The organism is Streptomyces sp. NPDC051684 (assembly GCF_044453445.1).
Classification (GTDB): domain Bacteria; phylum Actinomycetota; class Actinomycetes; order Streptomycetales; family Streptomycetaceae; genus Streptomyces.
The window spans coordinates 1-19,512 of record NZ_JBITCS010000029.1 but is presented as its reverse complement, the minus strand read 5'-3'; the positions used below and the strand labels follow the sequence as shown (position 1 = coordinate 19,512).

Sequence of the window (19,512 nt, the reverse complement as noted above, 5' to 3'; positions counted from 1 at the left end):
TCGACGATTCCTGGTCCCGGCCTCTTGATCTTTCGATGCCCTTGAGCTCAAATGCGGTGTACCGACACCTCCTTGCCCCCGCACCTTGCCCACCCAGAGGAAGATGATGAAGTTCACCGACGGCTTCTGGCTGATGCGCGACGGGGTCGAGGCCTCGTACGCCACCGAGGTCCGCGACCTCCGCGTCGACGCCGACCGCTTCACCGCGTTCGCCGCGGTCAAGCGGATCGAGCGGCGCGGGGACACGCTCAACTCCCCCTTGCTGACCGTCGACTGCTTCACCCCCGCCGAGGGCGTCATCGGCGTCCGCGTCACTCACCACGCGGGAAAGCGCCACCCGGGGCCCGACTTCCGGCTGCCGGGCGAGAACACCGGCACGGGCACGGTGCGCCGCGACGACACCCGCGTCGAGCTGTCCAGCGGCGCCCTGACCGTGTGCCTCGACGAGGCCGCGCCCTGGCAGTTGTCCTTCCGCGACGCCGACGGGCGTGAAGTCACCTCGTCGGGCCGCAAGGGCGCCGCCTTCTTCCGGACCGGCGACGGCGCGCACCACATGGCCGCCCAGCTGTCACTCGGCGTCGGCGAGCAGGTCTACGGCCTCGGCGAGCGCTTCACCCCGTTCGTCAGGAACGGCCAGGTCGTCGACATGTGGCAGGCCGACGGCGGCACGAGCAGCGAACAGGCGTACAAGAACGTCCCGTTCAGCCTGCACGTCTCCCCCGCGGGCGCCTACGGCGTGTTCGTCGCGCACCCCGGCCGGGTCAGCTACGAGATCGGCTCGGAGTCGGTCGGCCAGATGCAGTTCAGCGTCGAGGACCAGTCGCTGGAGTACTACGTCGTCGCGGGCCCCACCCCGAAGGACGTGCTGCGCCGCTACACCGCGCTCACCGGCCGCCCCGCGCTGCCGCCCGCGTGGTCGTTCGGCCTGTGGCTGACGACGTCGTTCACGACGCAGTACGACGAGGAGACGGTGACGTCGTTCGTCGACGGCATGGCGGAGCGCGACATCCCGCTGAGCGTCTTCCACTTCGACTGCTTCTGGATGCGCGAGTACCGGTGGTCGGACTTCGAGTGGGACCCCGCGGTCTTCCCCGATCCGGTGGGCATGCTGGCCCGCCTCAAGGAGCGCGGGCTGCGCATCTCGGTGTGGATCAACCCGTACATCGCCCAGAAGTCGGCCCTGTTCGAAGAGGCCGCGGCACACGGCTACTTGGTGAAGCGGGCAGACGGCGACATCTGGCAGTGGGACCTGTGGCAGGCGGGCATGGCGCTCGTCGACTTCACGAACCCGCGGGCGTGCGCCTGGTTCGCCGCCAAGCTCAAGGTGCTGCTCGACCAGGGCGTCGACTGCTTCAAGACGGACTTCGGCGAGCGCATCCCCACCGATGTCGTGTGGCACGACGGCTCCGACCCCGAGCGCATGCACAACTACTACACGCACCTGTACAACCAGGTCGTCTTCGGCCTCCTGGAGAAGGAACGCGGCCGCGGCGAGTCCGTGCTGTTCGCCCGCTCGGCCACCGCGGGCGGGCAGCAGTTCCCGGTGCACTGGGGCGGCGACTGTTTCTCGTCGTTCGGTGCGATGGCGGAGTCGCTGCGCGGCGGTCTGTCGCTGTCCCTGTCCGGCTTCGGCTTCTGGTCGCACGACATCGGCGGCTTCGAGGGCACCCCGGACGCGGCGGTCTTCAAACGCTGGCTGGCCTTCGGGCTCCTCTCCTCGCACAGCCGCCTGCACGGCTCGTCCTCGTACCGGGTGCCGTGGGAGTTCGGCGACGAGGCGGTCGACGTGGCGGGCCGGTTCACCCGCCTCAAGCACCGCCTGATGCCCTACCTGTACGGGGCCGCTGTCGAGGCGCACACGACGGGCGTGCCGCTGATGCGCCCGATGCTGCTCGACTTCCCCGACGACCCCACGGCGCGCGCACTCGACCGTCAGTACATGCTCGGCCCGGACCTCCTGGTGGCGCCGGTGTTCTGCGAGGACGGCGACGTCGAGTTCTACGTCCCCGAGGGCACATGGACCCATCTCCTGACCGGCGAGCGGGTCGAGGGCCCGGCCTGGCGCCGCGAACGGCACGGCTTCGACAGCCTGCCGCTGTACGTACGTCCGGGCGCGGTGCTGCCGATGGGCGCGGACACGTCGCGCCCGGACGGCGACTGGCTCACCGGACTCACGCTGCTCACCACCCCGGACGCGACGGATGTGACGGTGACGGTGCCCGATCCGCACGGAGGTGTCGCCACCACGTACCGGGTGGTGCGCGACGCGGCGACGGGACGGGCGACGGTCGAGGCGGGCGACGGAGAGGTGACGCTTCGGGAACTCTGAGCGAAGCGGCGGTCAGGACGCGGGGGGCGCTCCCGGAACGGCCAGCCGGTCGAGCAGGTCGCGGTGCTCGGGGTCCCGGTGCAGACCGTCCGCGGCGAGGTTCTCCTCCAGGTGCTCGATCCTGGCGGTGCCGGGGATCGGGAGGACGGCCGGTGAGTGGCCGAGCAGCCAGGCGAGCGCGACCTGCGTTGACGTGGCGTCAAGCGCCTTCGCGACGGCGGCGATGTCCGTCTCCGCTCCGGACTTCCCCCACGCGACGGGTCGCCAGGGCAGGAACGCGATCCCGGCCGCCTCGCAGGCGACGAGGACCGGCTCGTGTTCGCGGTCGAGCAGGTTGTAGCGGTTCTGGACACTCGCGATGTCGACGATCCGCCGGGCCTGTTCGAGTTCGTCGACGGTGACCTCGGACAGCCCGATCCGGCCGATCTTTCCCTCGCTGCGCAGGTCCCGCAGCGTGCCGAGCTGGTCGGCGAGCGGTGTCGCCGGATCGATCCGGTGCAGCTGGAGCAGCTCGATCCGTTCGACACGCAGCTGGCGCAGCGCCTGTTCGACCTGCTCGCGCAGCACGGCCGGGCGCCCGTCGAGCCGCCACTCCTCCCCGGGACTCGACCGCGCGATGCCGACCTTCGTCGTGACGAGGAGGTCTTCCGGGTACGGGTACAGGGCCTCGGCGAGGAGTTCCTCATTGGCTCCGCCGCCGTACTTGTGCGCGGTGTCAATCAGCGTCACGCCCAGTTCGACGGCCCGCCGGGCGACCGCGACGGAGTTCTCCCGGGCGGGCTCCGGCTCGGTCGGCAGGTGCATGGCCCCGAACCCGAGCCGCCGTACGCCCAGGTCCCCGCCGATGCGAAACGTGCTCGATGTCATCCGCCCCTCCACCCCTCGGTCAACACGGCACCGTTAACAGGGCAGTTGACCGTGCACGGTGTGGTGCGGGCGGGCCGCCGGGGGCTCAGTGCAGGGCCAGGAACGGCGCCGACGCCAGGAGGAAGGCCACCATCGCGTACTTCAGGCGGCGGGCCGGCAGGGCGTGTGCGATGCGCCAGCCGATGAGCACGCCGACCAGCTCCGGCACGCCCACGAGGGCCGCGAGCCGCCAGTCGACGGCCCCGTGCGCCACGTACGCCACCGTGCCCACGCTCGCGATCACGATCGACTGGGCCTGGGCGGCGGCCAGCGACGACAGCACCGGAAGGCCGGCCACCACGAGCAGCGGCACGCTCAGCATGGGACCACCGAGCCCGAACAGGCCCGCCACGATCGCGACGACGACACCGATCAACGCGGTGCGGCCCAGCGGGATGTGCGCGCGCTCCGCGCCGTCCCCGGCGCGCCGGTCGCGCACCCACACGAGGATGCCGGTGACGACGACGGCGCAGGCCAGCAGGATCCCGAAGCCGCGCCCCGCGACCAGGGTGTTGCACAGCACGCCCAGCGGTGCCCCCACGAGGGCGGCGCCGGCGAGCACGGCGGCGCAGCGCCGGGTGCCGGGGTCGCGGAGCTGTCCCGAGCGGGCGTACGCCGCCGTGCCGAGCAGGCCCGTGGCGACGTGGGTGACGATGGCGGTGCCGGCCACGCCCGAGGGCGTGAGGCCGGAGAACAGGAACAGGCCGATGGTGGGCAGCACGCCGCCGGGTCCGATGGCGGTGATCCCGATGCCGCCGAGCAGCCCGGCCACCGCCAGGAGGACGAGGTGTGTGGTGTCCAGGGTCATGTGCGCTCCCGCCCGCCCTGCCGGTCTCTTCGTCGTCGGCTCCGCACGTTCGGCTCCTTCAGTCCCTCGGCAGGACGGCCCGCAGGGCGAACCGGTCGGCGCGCACCCGCAGTGACTCGGCGTCGACCGGGCGTCCGTCCGCGAGCCTGGTCAGCCGGTCGATGGTGAAGAGCGCGGCGCCCTCCGCCACGTCCAGCAGGCACGCGGTGTCCGGGTCGGCGGTGACGGCGTGCACAGTCACCTCGGCGCTGCCGAGCCGTGTGCCGCTGGTCTCCTCGATGAGCGCGAACAGATCGCGTCCCGCCAGGTGGCGGTCGAGCAGCGGGCGGCCGATGTCGGGGGCGAGCCAGGTCGAGTCCAGGGAGAGCGGGTCCGCGTCGAGCGATCTCAGGCGCTCGATGTAGACCGCCTCGGAGCGCTCCGGGAGGTCGAGCCGTCGTGTGATCGCGGGTGGCGCGTGCGGCACGACACGCGCCTCGCGCACCTCGTTGGTGACCGTGCCGTACGCGGTCAACTCCTCGGCAAGGCCCACCAGTCGGGAGAGCCCGTGCCCGGCCTTGTGGCCGGTCACGAGGGTGCCGATGCCGCGCCGCCGCGTCACGACCCCCTCGTCCCGCAGCATGTTCAGTGCCTCGCGCACGGCGTTGCGGGTGGCTCCGAGCGAGCGGCCGAGGCTCCGCTCGTCCGGCAGCACACCCTCGTACGCCCCGTCGACGATTCCCTGGCGCAGCACGTCGGCGACGCGGCGTGCCCGGTCGGCCCGCGGTCCGTCACGGTCTTCCATGCCCGTCCCTTCCGTGTGGTGCATGTGACGGCAGACCGTACGCCCTCGCGTGTTTCGCGGGTGTTACGCCACCCCATCCGACCTGCACAAACTCCTGACCTGCGGCGGAGCGGAGCCGGGCGGCGGCAACGCCGGTTCGCCGGGGTCACCGCATCGACACACCCGCCGCTCCACCCACCCCTTCACCCGACACCACCACGACGTATCAACTGCCGTATGGAATACCCTGGTTGACCAGTGATCCCCGGCGAACCATCGACCCTTCGGAGCGACTCGTGCCCCAGGACCGTCCGCTGATCGACAGTGACGCACCGCATTCGGCCCGCATCTGGAACTACTGGCTCGGCGGCAAGGACTGTTACGAGGTCGACCGCCAGGTCGGTGACGCCATTCAGCAGGTCAACGCGGAGATCGTGCACGTGGCTCGCGCCCAGCGCGCCTTCCTCGCCCGGACCGTTTCCCACCTCGTGCGGGACGTGGGCATCGACCAGTTCCTCGACATCGGCACCGGGCTGCCCACCATCGACAACACCCACGACGTGGCGCAGCGCCACGACCCCACGGCTCGCATCGTCTACGTCGACCACGACCCGGTCGTGCTGCGGCACGCGGAGGCCCTGCTGACCAGCACCGCACAGGGAGCCACCGCCTACATCGAGGCCGACCTGACCGACCCCGCCGACATCCTCCGACAGGCCGCGGACACGCTGGACTTCAGCCGCCCCGTGGCCCTGATGCTGCTCGGGGTCGTCGCCCATGTCACCGACGACCACGCCTACACGATCGTCGAGGAGCTCAAGAGCGCGCTGCCCGGCGGCAGTCACCTGGTGCTGTGCGACAGCACCGAGGTGTACCACCCCGAGGCCACCCGTGCGATGGTCGAGCAGTGGAACAGCACCAGTGACAACCCGCGGACCAATCGCACCCCCGAGCAGATCGGCCGTTTCTTCACGGGACTTGAGCTCGTCGAACCGGGTCTGACCTCGGTTTCCCAGTGGCGTGCCGAGGCCGGCGAGGGTGAACTCCCGGAGCCCGTCAGCAGCTTCGGTGGCATCGGACGCAAGCCCTAGCGGGCGTCAACGCGCCAACTCCCCTACCGTAAAAGGTGACCGATCTGTGCTGACGTGCCACGCGATGGGCACCCGTGTGAGTACCATCCGGCCCTACAGCACACACGTACACACACCGACAGATCACTCCTTGCCACGAAAGCGAGCCACCATGTCGGACACCACTCCTCAGACCGAGCTCAAGGCCCGTTACGCCGACCGGATCCGGGACGACATCGCGCACAACGAGAGCGAGTTGAAGCGGATCAGCGAGGAAATCACCGCACTGCAGGCCGAGTTGGGCACCCTCGAAGAGAATCGCACGCTCCTGGAGAGCATGCTCAAGTCCATCGGCAGCGGCGACCTGCCGCCCCTGCCGGTGCCCGCCCCCGAAAAGGCGGCAGGCAAGTCGGCGGGCAAGGTGCCGCGCCAGAAGTCGCGGGACACGACGGCCGCGAAGCCCGCACCGGCCAGGAAGACCCGCGAGAGCGCCGCGGCCCCCGCCAAGGCGGCCAAGCCCGCGAAGCCCGCCAAGGCCGCGGCGGCCACCAAGCCCAGCGCGCCCGCCGCCGAGAAGTCCGCGCCGCAGGGCTCGACGCTCGTCGAGCTGATCGTGGCCCAGCTGGACTCCGAGTCCAGCCCGCGCTCGGCCGCCGAGATCACGTCGACGCTGCAGAAAGCGCACCCCAAGCGGGAGTTCAGCACCAAGGTCGTCCGCAACACGCTGGAGGCCCTGGTCGCCAAGGCCCGCGCCGAGCGCACCCGGCAGCAGCGTTCGGTGTTCTACGTCGCCTCGCCCGGCACCGACGCGCCGGCCAAGGACGCCGCCGACACCAAGACCGGGGCGGACGCCAAGGCCGGAGCGGACAAGGCGGTGGAGAGCAAGGCCGGGGCGAAGGGCGGCGCCGCGTGACACCCCGTCCGGCGCCTGCGCGATGAGTCTCGTTCGCCGTGGCAGTCTCACAGTTGTCGATCACGCAGGAGGAGCCCCGTGAAACAGCAACTGCTGAAGGTCCAGAATTTCAACGTGTCCGCGGACGGGTTCGGCGCCGGTCAGGGCCAGAGCCTGGAGCGGCCGTTCGGCCACGCCGACCCCGGGCAGATGTTCGCCTGGGCCGGGGCCACGGCGAGCTGGCCCAATCGCACGGATCCGGGAGGCTCCCGCGGCATCGACGACTATCTGACGCGGGACTTCTCGAACAACATCGGCGCCGAGATCATGGGGCGCGGAAAGTTCGGGCCCCAGCACGGGCCCTGGCAGAACCACGAGTGGCGCGGGTGGTGGGGCGAGGAGCCGCCGTTCCACACCCCGGTGTTCGTCATGACCCACCACACGCGCCCGTCGATCACCCTCTCGGACACCACGTTCCATTTCGTCGACGCCGATCCCGGCACCGTCCTCAAGCAGGCCAGGGTGGCCGCCGAGGGCAAGGACATCCGGCTCGGCGGCGGGGCCACCACCGTGCGCGAATTCCTCGAGGCCGACCTCGTCGACACGCTGCACGTGGCGGTCGCGGACGGTGTCACGCTCGGCTCAGGATCCAAGCTCTGGGACTCCCCCGACGAGCTGTTGGACCGCTTCCACCTCGATGTCGTGCCGAGCCCTTCGGGCGCGGTGCGACACCACCTGTTCTGGCGGAAGTGACGCCCGGCGCGCGGGGAGCCACGTACGCGCTCAGTGGCCCCGCGCGTGGAAGGGTTCCGGCTCGATCAGGACGCAGCGTGTGCCCGTGTAGATGGTGGGCATGCAGCGGTTGCAGTGGATGCACAGCGAGTGCGTGGGCCGGTCCGCGGCGCGGTCCTCGACGAAGCGGTTGATCAGGTCGGGCTCGCGCAGTAGGGCGCGGCCCATCCCCACGAACTCGAAGCCCTCGGCCACGGCCTGTTCGGCGGTCTCGCGGTCCGCGATGCCGCCGAGCAGGATCAGCGGCAGTTTCAGCGCGGCCCGGAACTGGCGCGCCGAGGGCAGCAGGAACGCCTCCTCGTAGGGGTAGGCACGGATGAACTTCTTGCCGACGCGCTCGATCCCGAACCGCTGGGGCTGGGGGAAGGTCGCCGCGAACTGGCGCACGGGCGCGCCGCCGCGGAACAGGTACATGGGATTGAGCAGGGAGCTGCCCGCGGTCAGTTCGAGGGCGTCGACGCTGCCGTCGGCCTCCAGCCAGGCGGCGGTGCGCAGGCTCTCGTCGAGCCAGATGCCGCCGGACACGCCGTCGTCCATGTTGAGCTTGGCGGTGATCGCGATCTCGTCGCCGACCTCGTCGCGGACGGCGCGTGCCACGCCGCGGGCGACCTTGGCCCGGTTGGCGAGGGTGCCGCCGTACTCGTCCTTGCGCTTGTTGAGCTTCGGGCTGAGGAAGGAGCTCGCGAAGTAGTTGTGGCCGAGGTGGATCTCCACCGCGTCGAATCCGGCCTCGACGGCGGTGCGGGCCGCGCGGGCGTGGGCGCGGGTGACACGCGCGATGTCCTCGCGGGTCGCCGGGCGGGCGAAGCGGAAGGACTGCAGGTTCAGGAAGCGGCTGGGTGCGAGCGCGGGCAGGCCGTTGGAGACGGGGTCGGCGACGGGCCCCGCGTGCCCGATCTGCGCGGAGATCGCGGCGCCCTCCGCGTGCACGGCGTCGGTGAGTCGACGCAGTCCCGGCACGGCCTCCGGCCGCATGTGGATCTGGTCGCGTTCGGTACGTCCCTCGGGGGCGACGGCGCAGTACGCGACGGTCGTCATGCCGACGCCGCCGGCCGAGGGGCGGCGGTGGTACTCGATGAGTTCGTCGCTGACCAGGGCGTCGCGAGTGACACCTTCGAAGGTGGCCGCCTTGATCACGCGGTTGCGGAGGGTGAGGGGTCCGAGGCGCGCGGGGGCGAGCAGATCGGGCGCGGGCCCGGTGGTGTCGCGGGTGGAGTCGGCTGTGCTCATGGCTGTGCAACTCCTCAACTGTCGGTTCAGGGGCGGGCGTCGAGGCCCGCCGCGACGAAGGCGATGACCGTGTCCGCCGGCGGACGCGGCGTGCCGCCCAGCTCGGCGGTGGCCAACTGCGGCTCCCCGTAGAGCTGGAGCAGCAGGTCGAACGTCATGCGCAGCCGGTGCCCGGCCTCCGTGCGGGAGAGGTCCGGCCGTGCGGCGCGCAGCAGCTCGCGCCACGGACCGTGCCCGAACCACCGCTCGTCGAAGGGGAGTTCACGGCGGCGCAGGACGACGCGGGCGAGCAGGTGCAGCAGCATGCGGCCGTGCGGGGTCCGGGTCAGCTCGTCGAGCGGCCGCACCAGTACCTCGACGAACTCCTCGACACGCGGCGCCGTCCCGTCGGCCGTCCTGCGCTCCACGTCGGCGAGCGGCGCCGCCCACAGCGGTCCGAGCCGGCTCTGCAGCAGCGCGGCGACCAGGTCTTCCTTGGTGCCGAAGTGGTAATGGACGGCGGCCGGGTTCATGCCCGCCGCGGCGTTGACCGCGCGCACCGACACCTGCTCGTACCCCTTGGCGAGGAAGAGCCGTTCGGCGGCGTCGAGCAGTGCCGCCCGCGTGGTGTCGGTGGGCATGCGCGCAGGAAAGCACGGCACGGCACACTTTTCAATCAGTGATGGAAAACTCTCCCGGTCGAACAGAACCATACAAACTGTTAGATATCGCTCTGATCGGGAACGCGATGTCCATGGACATCGGATACACCTTGATGACCGAGCAGGCGGGACCGCGCGAGCTGGTGGGCCATGCGGTCGGGGCCGAGGAGGCCGGGTTCGACTTCTCGGTGACCAGCGACCACTCCTTCCCCTGGCTGCACTCCCAGGGGCACTCCCCGTACGCCTGGAGCGTGCTCGGCGCCGTCGCGCAGGCGACGTCGCGGCTGCCGCTCATGACATACGTGACCTGCCCGACCTTCCGCTACCACCCGGCGGTGGTCGCGCAGAAGGCGGCGACCGTGCAGCTCCTGTCGCAGGGCCGCTTCCGCCTCGGGCTCGGTTCGGGGGAGAACCTGAACGAACACGTGGTGGGCCGCGGCTGGCCCGGGGTGGCCGTGCGGCACGAGATGTTCGAGGAGGCCGTGACGATCATCCGCGCCCTGTTCGAGGGCGGGCAGGTCACCCATCACGGCCGGCACTACGACGTCGACAAGGCCCGCCTGTGGGATCTGCCCGAGACGGTCCCACCGATCGGCATCGCTGTGTCGGGCGAGCGGTCCTGCGAGCTGGCGGGCCGCCTCGGCGATCTGCTCATCGCCACCGAGCCCAAGGCGGACCTCCTGGCCGCCTTCGACCGGCACGGCGGCGAGGGCAAGCCACGCATCGGCCAGCTGCCCGTCTCCTACGACCCCGACCGAGGCGCCGCGGTCGCCCGCGCGCACGACCAGTTCCGCTGGTTCGCCGGCGGCTGGAAGGTCAACTCCGAGCTGCCGCACCCCGATTCGTTCGAGGGTGCGACCCAGTTCGTGCGGCCGGACGACGTCGCCGCGTCGATCCCCTGCGGCGACGACGTGGAGGAGTTCGTGAAGGCGGCGCGTCCCTTCGCCGACGCCGGATTCACCTCTCTCGCGCTGGTCCAGATCGGCGGCGACCAGCAGGACGGCTACCTTCGGTGGTCCACCGAGAAGCTGCTGCCCGCCCTGCGCGAGGCCTTCGGGTGAGCCGGCGATGACCGAGCGCACGCCCGCCCCGCCCGCCGAGGGCTCGGCGCTCGTCGTGATCGACATGATCAACACCTACGACCACGACGACGCCGAGCTGCTGCTGCCCGCGTCCCGCGCCATCGTCCCGGCCGTGGTGGAACTGCTGGAGCGGGCGCGCGCGGCCAAGGTTCCGGTGATCTACGTCAACGACAACTTCGGCGAATGGCGCTCGCACCACGGCGAGTTGGTGGACTCGGCGCTCGCCGGACCGCACTCCGATCTGGTCGAGCCGCTGCGGCCCGACGAGGACTCCCTCTTCGTCGTCAAGGCCCGCCACTCGATCTTCTACGAGACCCCGCTCGCGTATCTGCTGTGGGAGCTGGGCGTCGGACACATCGTGCTGTGCGGCCAGGTCACCGAGCAGTGCGTGCTCAACTCGGCGCTCGACGCGCACATCCGCCATCTGCGGACCACGGTGCCGCACGACGCGGTGGCCGCCATCCATCCGCAGCTCGCGAGCGCGGCCCTGGACATGATGCGGCGCAACATGGGTGCGCACATCGTGCCGGCCTCGAAGGTGACGTTCACGGACCAGGGCCCCGCAACGGATCGGCCGAGGGGTCGGGCCGTACACCATAGACAGGGCCCGACCTGCTGTGATCTCATCCGTTGCGGCGGATCGGACACCCTCGACGCTGCTCGGCGGGCGATCCCTGTGTGTGGCACGTGACCCGACCGCTCGCGTCGGCTCGTGACCCTGTGGGCCGGCTTCCGCACGCCTCCCGCTCAGGTCCGAAAGACGACACACCTCCCATGCAGAAGACCAAGGCCGCGCTCTGGGAGTTCCTCCAGAGCCTCGGCAAGACGTTCATGCTCCCCGTGGCGCTGCTCGCGTTCTGCGGCATCATGCTCGGCATCGGCTCGTCGCTCTCCAGCGACGCCGTCACCGGCAACCTGACCTTCCTCCAGGGCCAGGGCTTCCACCTGGTCTTCACGTGGATGGCCAACACCGGCCAGGTCGCCTTCCAGTTCCTGCCCGTGATGTTCGCGATGGCCATCCCCCTCGGGCTCGCCCGCGAGGACAAGGGCGTAGCCGCCTTCTCCGGCTTCGTCGGCTACGCCGCGATGAACCTCGCGGTGAACTTCTTCCTGACCGCCAAGGGCGTCGACCTCGACGACGCGAAGGCCATCGCCCACTACGGCATCGCCGATGTCATCGGCATCCAGTCCATCGATACGGGACTCCTCGGCGCGGTCGCCGTTGGCATCGTTGTCACCCTGCTTCACCAGCGGTTTCGTACGCAGCGGATGCCCGACGCACTGGCCTTCTTCGGTGGCCTGCGCTTCGTTCCGATCGTCTCGGCGCTCACGCTCAGTGTGCTCGGTCTGCTCATCCCGCTGGTGTGGCCGACGTTCAACGGCTGGATCACCGATCTGGGCCGTGCGATCGGTCACGCCGGGGTCTTCGGGCCGTTCTTCTTCGGCATGGGCGAGGTGCTGCTGCGCCCGGTGGGCCTGCACCACATCCTCGTCGCCATGTTCCGCTTCACGGACGTCGGCGGTTCCGGCGCGGTGTGCGGGGACCAGGTCTCCGGAGCGCTGAACATGTTCTACGCGCAGCTCAACTGCTCCAAGCCGCCCACGGCCGCCGTCACCGACGCCACCCACTTCCTCTCGCAGGGCAAGATGGCGGCCTACCTCGGCGGTCTGCCGGGCGCCGCGCTGGCGATGTACCACTGCGCCCGCAAGAGCATGCGCCCCGAGATCAAGGCGCTGCTGGTCTCCGGCGTCGTGGCCTGTGTCGTCGGCGGCATCACCGAGCCGCTGGAGTTCCTGTTCCTGTTCATCGCGCCGTGGCTGTACGTCCTCCACGCCGTCCTCGTCGGCCTCGGCTTCCTCGCCGCCGCCGTCCTCGGGGTGTTCATCGGCAACACGGACGGCAATGTCATCGACTGGCTCGTCTTCGGCGTCCTGCAAGGCACGACCACCAAGTGGTACCTGGTGCCGGTGATCGCGGCGGTGTGGTTCGCCGTGTACTACTTCCTGTTCCGCTGGGCCATCGTGCGCTTCGACCTCAAGACGCCGGGCCGCGAGGAGGAGACGGCGGAGGAGGAGCCCGCCGAGGAGGCGGACGGGTCCGGTGCGCCGCGTGAGCTGGTCGCCGGGAAGTACGACGCCGTGGCGATCCTCGCCGCGATCGGGGGCGCGGACAACATCACCTCGCTCGACAACTGCATCACCCGACTGCGGCTGACCGTCGAGGACGCGGAACGCGTCGACGAGCCGCGGCTGAAGAAGCTGGGCGCCGTCGGCGTCGTGAAGCTCGACGCGCACACCGTGCAGGTGGTCATCGGCCCGCAGGTGCAGTCCGTGAAGGACGCCATCGCCACGATGGTCCCGGTGGGCTGAGCCGTGCGACACACCTCCCCCGACTCCCCTGCCTTCCCCGGGTACGACTTCGACACCGTCGTCGACCGGCACGGCACCTGGTGCACACAGTGGGACTACGTCGAGGACCGTTTCGGCGTGCCGGACCTGCTGCCGTTCACGATCTCCGACATGGACTTCGAGACGGCCCCCGAGGTCCTGGCGGCGCTGCGCGCCCGCCTCGATCACGGCGTCCTCGGCTACTCCCGCTGGCGCCACGAGGACTTCCTGTCCGCGATCGTGGACTGGTACGGCGCCCGGCACGGCGCCCCCGTGGATCCGGCGTCGATCGTCTACGGCCCGTCCGTCATCTACCAGGTCGGGCAGCTGCTGCGGCTGTGGTCGCGGCCCGGCGACGGCGTCGTGACGCACTCACCGACCTACGACGCCTTCCCCAAGACGGTCACCGCCCACGAACGGCGGCTGCTCACCTGTCCGTTGGACGACTGGGCCGAGCTGGAGCGGCTGCTGGCGCTGCCCGACACCTCGGTGCTGCTGCTGTGCTCGCCGCAGAACCCCACCGGTCACGTATGGACGGCCGCCGAGCTGGAGCGCATGGCTCAGCTGTGCGCGCGCCACGGTGTGGCGGTGATCAGCGACGAGATCCACTCGGATCTCGTCCACCCGCCTGCCGCGCACCGCCCGTGGACGCTGCACGCGGCCCCCGGTACCCGCTGGGCCGTCGTCACGTCCGCGTCGAAGTCCTTCAACATCCCCGCACTGACCGGCAGTTACGGGATCATCGGGGACCCCGACTCCCGGGACGGGTACCTGCACCGCCTCAAGGAGGCCGACGGTCTGTCGTCCCCCGCGGTGCTCTCGGTGGTCGGCCACATCGCGGCCTACCGGGAGGGCGGCGCGTGGCTGGACGCGCTCGGCACGTACCTGCGCGGCAACCTGTCCTACGTGGCGGAACGCCTGGCGCAGGCGTTCCCCGAGCTCGGCTGGACGCCACCCGAGGCCGGGTATCTCGCCTGGATCGACCTGCGCCCCCTCGACATCGACGAGGAGGCGCTCCAGCGCGAGCTGGTCGAGCGGCAGCGGGTGGCGATCATGCCGGGCACGGCGTACGGCGCGAGCGGGCATGTGCGGCTCAATGTGGGCAGCCCGCGCTCCAAGGTGGAGCGCGGGATGAGCGCCCTCATCGACGGCGTCCGCGCGATCCGCTGAGAGCCCGTGTGCCCAGGCTCCGGGAATCGGCTCAGCGCACGAGTGCGTAGACGAGCCAGCCGAGGAGGAACAGCGCCACGATCCCGGTCAGGATCGCGGTGCCCCTCCCCGGTTCACCGCGGAGTTCCTGTTCGAGTTCCTTCTCCTTGATGAAGGCTTTCGTGTCTTCCTCGGTGCGTGTGCGCACCCACTGTCCGCCCGGTGGACCGAACATCCCCGTACCTCCCCGTTGTCAACTGATCGGGCGCCTAACCGAATCACGCCGGATCAAACGCGGCGGCGGATCACGCCCCGGGGCCCCGCAGTTCGGCCAGGACCGCGGCGTTCAGCGGGCGCGGCGGGGCGTCCGTGCCGGTGCCGACGAGAACGACCGTGCAGGCGCAGGCGTGTGTGAGCGCGGTGGTGAAGCTGCCGTCGGCGAACTGGGCGAGCGGGCCGCGCGGCGAGTGCCCGACGGCCACGACGCGGGCGCCGGCCTCCGCCGCGTGCCGGGCCAGCACACGCCCGGCGGCGGCGTGGTCGCCGACGCTGTTCAGGATCTGCCCGGTGGCGGCCACCCCTTGGCCCGCGAGCCGGTCGAGGTGGTCCTGCACGGCGGCGCGGGCCTGGGCCAGGTCCTCGGCGTCGGCGGCCTGGTCGTCGACCACGGCGGTCTGCCGGACGTGCACGACCTCCAGCGGGCTCGAGGTGTCCCGGGCGAGGCGGGCGGCCGCGTCGACGATGGCGGGCGCCCTCTCGTGGTCCCCGACGGCGACGACGACGCGCGGGTCGGCGCCGCGGGCCACGGCTCCCACGGGCGTGAGCGACGGCAGCACCGGCTCGCCCCCGTCCAGGTCCGCCTCGGCCCGGCGCAGCAGCTTGTGGCCGCTGGCGAGGACCGGGATGGCCAGGAGGAAGGTGAGCGCGGCCAGGTAGAAGGGCACGCTCAGGTCCATGGCGTCGGCCAGCTTGCCGGCCACGTACGGGGCGAGGCCGCCGCCGATGAACCGGAGGAAGCCGTACGCGGACGAGGCGACGGGCCGCTCCACCGGTGAGACCAGCATGACGGCCTGCGTGGTGAGCGTGTTGTTGATGCCGATGAAGGCGCCGCTGACGATGACGGCGACGATCACAACGGTGGGCGTCGAGACCCCGGCGGCGATGACGGCCATGACGACGCCGAGGCAGAACAGGTTCGCGTACAGGACGGCCGCGGTGCCGTGGCGCGCCTGGAGGCGCGGCGCGAAGTACACGCTGAACAGGGCGACCAGGAGTCCCCAGCCGGTGAAGACGAGGCCGAGTTCGTGGGCGTCGAGCTCCATGGGGTACGGCGCGTACCCGAGCATCGTGAAGAAGCCCCAGTTGTAGAGCAGCGCCATGATGCCCATGGTCAGCAGTCCGCGGTGGCGAAGCGCCTTGAGCGGGGCGATCGGCGACGTGATCTTTTTCGGCCTGGGCAGATCGGGCACGAACGCGATGGTGGCGACCAGCGCGATGGCCATCAGGACGGCGACGCCGAAGAACGGGCCGCGCCAGCTGATCGCCCCCAACTCGCCGCCGAGCAGCGGTCCGACGGCTATACCGAGGCCGAGCGCGGTCTCGTAGAGGATGATCGCGCCACCGAATCCGCCGCTCGCCGACGCGACGATGACGGCCAGGGACGTGGCGATGAACAGGGCGTTGCCGAGGCCCCAGCCGGCGCGGAAGCCCACGATGCCGTTGATGGAGCCGGTGGCCCCGGCGAGCGCGGAGAAGACCACGATGACGCTCAGGCCGATGACGAGGGTGCGCTTGGCGCCGAACCGGCTGGAGAACCAGCCGACGACGAGCATCGCGACCGCGGTGACGATGAGATAGCTGCTGAACAGCAGGGACACCTGGCTGGGCGTGGCATGGAGGCTGTCGGCCAGGGCGGGCAGGATCGGGTCCACGAGACCGATGCCCATGAACGAGATGACGCAGGCGAACGCGACGGCCCAGACGGCTTTGGGCTGCTTGAAGGGGCTCGCGGTCTTCGCGGTGGGTGCACTCATGTGTGCTTCTCTTTCGCGACGTATGGACGAGTGGGACGACGCGGGTGCGCACGGTGCTGTCAGGGGCGCCGGTGCCGCTCCTGGATCACGCGCGCGAGGGCCGGCAGGGCGAGCCGCACGGCGGCCTGCTCGGCCTCCGTCAACTCCCCCACCAGGTCGTTCAGGGCCTGGTCCCGTTCGGCCCTGCGCTGCCGGAAGACCTCCATGCCGCTGTCGGTGACGTCGACGAGGACGCTCCGCCCGTCGCTGTGGTCGGCGGTGCGGCGTACGAGGCCCGCGCGTTCCAGGCGGCTCACGAGTTGCGACATGTTCGGCTGTGAGGCGCCTTCGGCGCGGGCGAGGTCGGTGAGGCGCTGGGGGCCTTCGCGGCCGAGCCGGGCGAGGGCGGCGGAGGCCGCGGTGCTCAGACCGCCGGTGACGGCGCTTCTGCGCACGTGGCGGACCAGCTCCTCCACGGAGACGATGAGGCTCTCCCGCGGGGCAGCTGCGGAAGGGCCGCCGGGATCCATAACCCGCTTATACATGTAGGCATCATGCATTTGCGTGTACGCGGAATCAAGAAGTCGCCAGGCTTTACTTTCGCCCCGGACATGTCAAGCTCTGGGGACGCAGAACGGGCACCGCTCCCCCACAGGGAGCGGTGCCCGCAATCCGGTTGCTCAGGCGCCGGCCCGCTTCGGCAGCGTCCAGTTCGGGCGCGGGAAGTGGCAGGTGTAGCCCTCGGGGTAGCGCTCCAGGTAGTCCTGGTGCTCCGGCTCCGCCTCCCAGAAGTCGCCCACCGGCTCCACCTCGGTCACGACCTTGCCGGGCCACAGGCCGCTCGCCTCGACGTCCGCGATGGTGTCGACGGCGACCTGGCGCTGCGCGTCGTCCGCGAAATAGATCGCGGACCGGTAGCTGCGCCCCAGGTCGTTGCCCTGGCGGTCCTTCGTGGTCGGGTCGTGAACCTGGAAGAAGAACTCCAGCAGGTCCCGATAGGTGACCACCGAGGGGTCGTAGACGATCTCGATGGCCTCGGCGTGGTCGCCGTGGTTGCGGTACGTGGCGTTCGGGGTGTCACCGCCGGAGTAGCCCACCCGCGTCGACAGCACGCCCGGCCGCTTGCGGATCAAGTCCTGCATTCCCCAGAAGCAGCCCCCCGCCAGGACGGCCTTCTCGGTTACCTCCGACATACGTCACTCCCTGCGCTACCTGATGACACGACGAGCAGATCCAACAGGTCCAACAGACCGCGACCCACAGATCTTCCAGCTTAGGCCGAACCCCTAAAGCAAAGCTATCGCCCCCCATAAGGCAGCCTTATGTGCCCATAGACCGGACCCGCCTACTTTCTAAGGCTTGCCTTACTTTAGGCTTCCCCTCAAGCACTCGTGGCCCGACCAGCACGTACGGACCACGGGAACCACTCGAAGGGAACCTGAACCATGCCTCGCCCCCTGAGGGTCGCCATCGTCGGAGCCGGCCCCGCCGGCATCTACGCCGCCGACGCCCTGCTCAAGTCCGAAGCGGCCTCCGAGCCGGGGGTGTCCATCGACCTCTTCGAGCGCATGCCGGCCCCGTTCGGCCTGATCCGCTACGGCGTCGCGCCCGACCACCCGCGCATCAAGGGCATCGTCAAGGCCCTGCACCAGGTCCTCGACAAGCCGCAGATCCGCCTGTTCGGCAACGTCGACTACCCGCGCGACATCGACCTCGACGACCTGCGCGCCTTCTACGACGCGATCGTCTTCTCCACCGGCGCCACGGCCGACCGGGCGCTCGACATCCCGGGCATCGAGCTCGAGGGCTCCTACGGCGCCGCGGACTTCGTGTCCTGGTACGACGGCCACCCCGACGTCCCGCGCACGTGGCCGCTGGAGGCCGAGAAGGTCGCCGTCCTCGGCGTCGGCAACGTGGCGCTCGACGTCGCGCGCGTGCTCGCGAAGACGGCGGACGAGCTGCTGCCCACCGAGATCCCGGCCAACGTGTACGAGGGCCTGAAGGCCAACAAGGCCCTGGAGGTCCACGTCTTCGGCCGTCGTGGCCCCGCGCAGGCGAAGTTCAGCCCCATGGAGCTGCGCGAGCTCGACCACTCTCCGTCCATCGAGGTCATCGTCAACCCCGAGGACATCGACTACGACGAGGGCTCGATCGCCGCCCGCCGCAGCGAGAAGCAGACCGACATGGTCGCCAAGACGCTGGAGAACTGGGCGATCCGCGACGAGGGCGACCGCCCGCACAAGCTTTTCCTGCACTTCTTCGAGTCCCCGACCGAGATCCTCGGCGAGGACGGCCGCGTCGTCGGCCTGCGCACCGAGCGCACGGAGCTGGACGGCACCGGCAACGTCAAGGGCACCGGCAACTTCACCGACTGGGACCTCGGCGCCGTCTACCGCGCGGTCGGCTACCTCTCCGACGAACTGCCCAAGCTGCCCTGGGACATCAAGTCCGGCACCGTTCCGGACGAGGGCGGCCGGGTCATCCAGGAGAACGGCGAGCACCTGCAGTCGACGTACGTGACCGGCTGGATCCGGCGCGGCCCGGTGGGCCTGATCGGGCACACCAAGGGCGACGCCAACGAGGCCGTCGCGAACCTGCTCGCCGACCACGCGGAGGGCCGCCTGCAGACGCCGGTCTCCCCCGGCCCGGAGTCCGTCGAGGAGTTCCTCGGTGAGCGCGGCATCCGGTACACGACCTGGGACGGCTGGTACAAGCTGGACGCCGCCGAGAAGGCGCTCGGCGAGCCCCACGGCCGCGAGCGCGTGAAGATCGTGGAGCGCGACGAGATGCTCGACGCCAGCGAGGCGTGACACCACGGGTGAGGGCCCGGCCGAGTTCCGGCCGGGCCCTCACCCGTACCCGCGGGTTCGAGGTACGACGGGCGACGGGATAAAGTGGCGTTCAGGTAGATGTAAAACCCACTCACCTTGTCCGCCGCGGAGGCGCCGTGCCTCAGATCACCGTCGACTACTCGCCCCGACTCTCCGACACTCTCGACCGGCGCGCCCTCGCCACGCGACTGCACGCCCTGGTCGTCGAGGGCTCCGGCTCGCGCGGCACCTGCAAGACGTTCTTCCGCGCCGCCACGGAGACGTACGTGATCGGCAGCGAACACGACGACGTGCCGGTCGTGCACGTGGAGGTGGCCCTGCTCCCGGGGCGCAGCGAGCGGACCATGACGCGCCTTTCGCAGCGGATCCTGGCGCTGCTCCTGGAGCAGGTGGGCGCGGGCTCCGGCGCCGACGTGGTGTGCTCGGTGGAGGTGCGTCCCCTCGCGGCGTACAGCCTGTACCCGACGCGCCGCGAGTTCAGCGCGCGGACGGGTCCCCGCCCCGATCGGAACGGGTGCAGGCCGGCCGCCTAGGGCTTGTCGTTTGGATCAGGCCGGATCAGGGAGCGGGGCCTGGTGCGTGCGATCGCAAGGCGGAGGAGGGAGGCGACGCGGAGCGT

General features: G+C 70.6%; 18 protein-coding genes and 1 pseudogene. 10 read left to right on the top strand and 9 right to left on the bottom strand.

Translation table 11 applies throughout. The features are described from left to right. Positions 1 to 106 precede the first annotated feature (106 nt). Positions 107 to 2,329: an alpha-xylosidase gene (yicI, locus tag ACIA8D_RS29890; RefSeq protein WP_399237135.1), complete on the top strand. Its 2,223-nt coding sequence runs from the start codon at positions 107 to 109 to the stop codon at positions 2,327 to 2,329. A gap of 12 nt (positions 2,330 to 2,341) precedes the next feature. On the opposite strand, the gene ACIA8D_RS29885 is transcribed toward yicI, so the two are convergent. The 3 genes from ACIA8D_RS29885 to ACIA8D_RS29875 all read right to left on the bottom strand — a co-directional run bounded on the left by ACIA8D_RS29885 (position 2,342) and on the right by ACIA8D_RS29875 (position 4,827). After that, positions 2,342 to 3,196, bottom strand: coding sequence for an aldo/keto reductase (locus ACIA8D_RS29885; RefSeq protein ID WP_399237133.1), 855 nt, complete (start codon positions 3,194 to 3,196; stop codon positions 2,342 to 2,344). 85 nt (positions 3,197 to 3,281) lie between these two features. Further along, the gene (locus tag ACIA8D_RS29880) at positions 3,282 to 4,043 is read right to left on the bottom strand and encodes a sulfite exporter TauE/SafE family protein (protein ID WP_399237131.1); all 762 of its coding nucleotides are present in this window, start codon (positions 4,041 to 4,043) and stop codon (positions 3,282 to 3,284) included. Between the two features lie 58 nt (positions 4,044 to 4,101). Beyond that, positions 4,102 to 4,827: a GntR family transcriptional regulator gene (locus ACIA8D_RS29875; RefSeq protein WP_399237129.1), complete on the bottom strand. Its 726-nt coding sequence runs from the start codon at positions 4,825 to 4,827 to the stop codon at positions 4,102 to 4,104. A 275-nt stretch (positions 4,828 to 5,102) separates the two neighbouring features. On the opposite strand from ACIA8D_RS29875, the gene ACIA8D_RS29870 reads away from it, so the two are divergent. The 3 genes from ACIA8D_RS29870 to ACIA8D_RS29860 all read left to right on the top strand — a co-directional run bounded on the left by ACIA8D_RS29870 (position 5,103) and on the right by ACIA8D_RS29860 (position 7,521). Beyond that, the gene (locus ACIA8D_RS29870) at positions 5,103 to 5,897 is read left to right on the top strand and encodes an SAM-dependent methyltransferase (RefSeq protein WP_399237127.1); all 795 of its coding nucleotides are present in this window, start codon (positions 5,103 to 5,105) and stop codon (positions 5,895 to 5,897) included. Positions 5,898 to 6,048: 151 nt separating this feature from the next. Further along, positions 6,049 to 6,789, top strand: a complete 741-nt coding sequence (locus ACIA8D_RS29865) for a hypothetical protein (protein ID WP_399237125.1) — start codon at positions 6,049 to 6,051, stop codon at positions 6,787 to 6,789. Between the two features lie 78 nt (positions 6,790 to 6,867). Beyond that, positions 6,868 to 7,521, top strand: a complete 654-nt coding sequence (locus tag ACIA8D_RS29860; RefSeq protein ID WP_399237123.1) for a dihydrofolate reductase family protein — start codon at positions 6,868 to 6,870, stop codon at positions 7,519 to 7,521. Positions 7,522 to 7,551: 30 nt separating this feature from the next. Here ACIA8D_RS29860 and ACIA8D_RS29855 read toward each other — a convergent pair whose 3' ends face one another. Further along, positions 7,552 to 8,790, bottom strand: a complete 1,239-nt coding sequence (locus tag ACIA8D_RS29855; protein WP_399237121.1) for an NADH:flavin oxidoreductase — start codon at positions 8,788 to 8,790, stop codon at positions 7,552 to 7,554. Positions 8,791 to 8,816: 26 nt separating this feature from the next. After that, positions 8,817 to 9,410, bottom strand: a complete 594-nt coding sequence (locus tag ACIA8D_RS29850; RefSeq protein WP_399237119.1) for a TetR/AcrR family transcriptional regulator — start codon at positions 9,408 to 9,410, stop codon at positions 8,817 to 8,819. Positions 9,411 to 9,523: 113 nt separating this feature from the next. Between ACIA8D_RS29850 and ACIA8D_RS29845 the strand changes: the two genes are divergently transcribed. The 4 genes and pseudogenes from ACIA8D_RS29845 (at position 9,524) to ACIA8D_RS29830 (ending at position 14,071) form a co-directional block, all read left to right on the top strand. Continuing rightward, positions 9,524 to 10,492: an LLM class F420-dependent oxidoreductase gene (locus ACIA8D_RS29845; protein WP_399237117.1), complete on the top strand. Its 969-nt coding sequence runs from the start codon at positions 9,524 to 9,526 to the stop codon at positions 10,490 to 10,492. A gap of 7 nt (positions 10,493 to 10,499) precedes the next feature. Then, positions 10,500 to 11,060 (top strand): annotated as a pseudogene (locus ACIA8D_RS29840) (isochorismatase family cysteine hydrolase); the annotation flags it as partial. Positions 11,061 to 11,287: 227 nt separating this feature from the next. Next, positions 11,288 to 12,883, top strand: coding sequence for a maltose/glucose-specific PTS transporter subunit IIBC (gene malX, locus ACIA8D_RS29835; RefSeq protein WP_399237115.1), 1,596 nt, complete (start codon positions 11,288 to 11,290; stop codon positions 12,881 to 12,883). Between the two features lie 3 nt (positions 12,884 to 12,886). Beyond that, on the top strand, positions 12,887 to 14,071 hold the full coding sequence (locus tag ACIA8D_RS29830) for a MalY/PatB family protein (protein WP_399237113.1): 1,185 nt from the start codon (positions 12,887 to 12,889) through the stop codon (positions 14,069 to 14,071). A 31-nt stretch (positions 14,072 to 14,102) separates the two neighbouring features. Here the strand turns inward: ACIA8D_RS29830 and ACIA8D_RS29825 are convergent, their stop codons facing one another. The 4 genes from ACIA8D_RS29825 to msrA all read right to left on the bottom strand — a co-directional run bounded on the left by ACIA8D_RS29825 (position 14,103) and on the right by msrA (position 17,255). After that, complete coding sequence (locus ACIA8D_RS29825) at positions 14,103 to 14,285, bottom strand: hypothetical protein (protein WP_399237111.1); 183 nt, start codon at positions 14,283 to 14,285, stop codon at positions 14,103 to 14,105. Between the two features lie 70 nt (positions 14,286 to 14,355). Further along, the gene (locus ACIA8D_RS29820; protein WP_399237109.1) at positions 14,356 to 16,083 is read right to left on the bottom strand and encodes an MFS transporter; all 1,728 of its coding nucleotides are present in this window, start codon (positions 16,081 to 16,083) and stop codon (positions 14,356 to 14,358) included. Positions 16,084 to 16,142: 59 nt separating this feature from the next. Then, a complete protein-coding gene (locus tag ACIA8D_RS29815) occupies positions 16,143 to 16,607 on the bottom strand; it encodes a MarR family transcriptional regulator (protein ID WP_399237107.1) in 465 nt (154 codons plus the stop codon). Between the two features lie 135 nt (positions 16,608 to 16,742). Further along, entirely contained in the window at positions 16,743 to 17,255 is a 513-nt protein-coding gene (gene msrA / locus ACIA8D_RS29810; protein ID WP_399237105.1) for a peptide-methionine (S)-S-oxide reductase MsrA, read from the bottom strand. A 252-nt stretch (positions 17,256 to 17,507) separates the two neighbouring features. On the opposite strand from msrA, the gene ACIA8D_RS29805 reads away from it, so the two are divergent. Together ACIA8D_RS29805 and ACIA8D_RS29800 are read left to right on the top strand one after the other, a co-directional pair. Beyond that, entirely contained in the window at positions 17,508 to 18,872 is a 1,365-nt protein-coding gene (locus ACIA8D_RS29805; RefSeq protein ID WP_399237103.1) for an FAD-dependent oxidoreductase, read from the top strand. Positions 18,873 to 19,009: 137 nt separating this feature from the next. Continuing rightward, the gene (locus ACIA8D_RS29800; RefSeq protein WP_399237101.1) at positions 19,010 to 19,426 is read left to right on the top strand and encodes a 5-carboxymethyl-2-hydroxymuconate Delta-isomerase; all 417 of its coding nucleotides are present in this window, start codon (positions 19,010 to 19,012) and stop codon (positions 19,424 to 19,426) included. The last annotated feature ends 86 nt before the right edge of the window (positions 19,427 to 19,512 follow it).